The organism is Desulfovibrio sp. JC010 (genome assembly GCF_010470675.1).
Taxonomy (GTDB): Bacteria; Desulfobacterota; Desulfovibrionia; order Desulfovibrionales; family Desulfovibrionaceae; genus Maridesulfovibrio.
The window spans coordinates 1-1,575 of the sequence record NZ_VOIQ01000033.1; the positions used below are offsets into that span (position 1 = coordinate 1).

General features: G+C 40.2%; 1 protein-coding gene. It reads right to left on the minus strand.

What is annotated here, in order from left to right; genetic code table 11:
• Positions 1 to 65 precede the first annotated feature (65 nt).
• Entirely contained in the window at positions 66 to 1,520 is a 1,455-nt protein-coding gene (locus FMR86_RS20255; RefSeq protein WP_239057313.1) for an IS1182 family transposase, read from the minus strand.
• Positions 1,521 to 1,575: the final 55 nt, after the last annotated feature.

Sequence of the window (1,575 nt, forward strand, 5' to 3'; positions counted from 1 at the left end):
CAGATTGCTGACTAACCCCGCTTTTCTCGGAAAGCGGGGTTTTATTATGCTTTCTTCCGTTCGATTTAATTTGAAAAGCTCAAGTTTGTGCGACCAAAGTCAGATTTGGGATCAGAAGGGAAAATTGTGTTTATTTTGGAGAAAAGTGACTGAAAAAGCTTTGAAAATAGGTGCGTTGCACTCAGGATGAGTGCCATTTTCTTCATGTTTTGGCAGGCAGCACAGAGCAGGCTCTGTTCTTGGACTTTCGAAAGACCACGCATCCGGGCATAGCGATGCCCGTGCAACTCTTTTGCATCGGCAAAACTGCGCTCAACTGTTTCTTTTCGGCGCTTGTAAAGTCTTTTCCCGCGTGGGCTAAGACGGTTTTGAATCATTTTTTCTTTAGAATCTTCCCAGACGTGACGAGTAATTGTTTTTACATGTTTCTGGTTTGATGTGCATTTGGCTAATAGTTCGCATTTTTCACAAATATTCGAGCACGATACATACTGACGAAATCCTTCACGGTTAGTGGTGCTGTATTTTAGATCATATCCGGCTGGGCAGACATAACAGTCCTTTTCCCGGTTGTATTTGTACAACCGTTTTGCCATAAATCCCTTGCGTTTATTGGGTCTGCGGTAACTTATTGCTCCAAAAATCTCCCTATCATCCAAGCCCTTGCAAACGTGAGAAGTAAAGTATCCAGCATCAAGACCAACCGCTTTTACGTCAAATTCAAACCGTTTAATTTGCCGATCTAATCTTTCCAAGTAAGGAACGCTATCATGAATCGCCCCTGATGTTATATAACTATCTGTAATTATGTTGAATTTACCATCAACAGTGCGGTGGTCAAGGAGATGAAACCCCTTAGGTTTTCCATCCCTAAACATGTACCCTGCTTCGGGATCAGTTGTGCTTTCTTTGATTCTTTTGACTGGAGTTGAGACTGGCTTGGCCTTTAAAGGCTTCTTTCCGTGGGCCCTTCGGTCTTCCTCCACGGCTTCTTCAAGCTCTGTTAAATATGATTGAGTTCTTTTACGAACTATCTTGTCGATAAATTTATTCTTATTTGCATTCGCTTTTAAATGCGTTGAGTCTGTATAAAGTGTTTTACCGTCAACCATTTTTCTTTTCATGGCCTGAAAAACAATGTTGTCAAAAATATCCTGAGCTATTGTTGTTCCGTTAAATCGTCTTCTTCTATTTTGACTTATCGTTGATGCATCAGGAATTTTATCCTTAATGCCAAAACCGAGAAACCACCGATAAGCCATGTTAACTTGTATTTCTTTGACAAGCTGTCTCTCACTTCGAATGCCGAATATATATCCAATAAAGAGCATTTTAAAAAGAACTTCAGGGTCAAGTGCTGGGCGACCATTGTTGTCACAATACAAATGTTTAGTTTTCTCATGGATAAATGAGAAGTCGATAAACTTGTTTATCTTTCGAAGTAAATGGTTCTCAGGAACCAATTCTTCAATCGTAACCAACTCAACAGTGACTTGCTTTTGCTCAGGCTTTTTTAACATGCAAACAATATAAAAAAGTCCTCACCAAAAGGCGAGGACTTTGTCAGCAATCTGA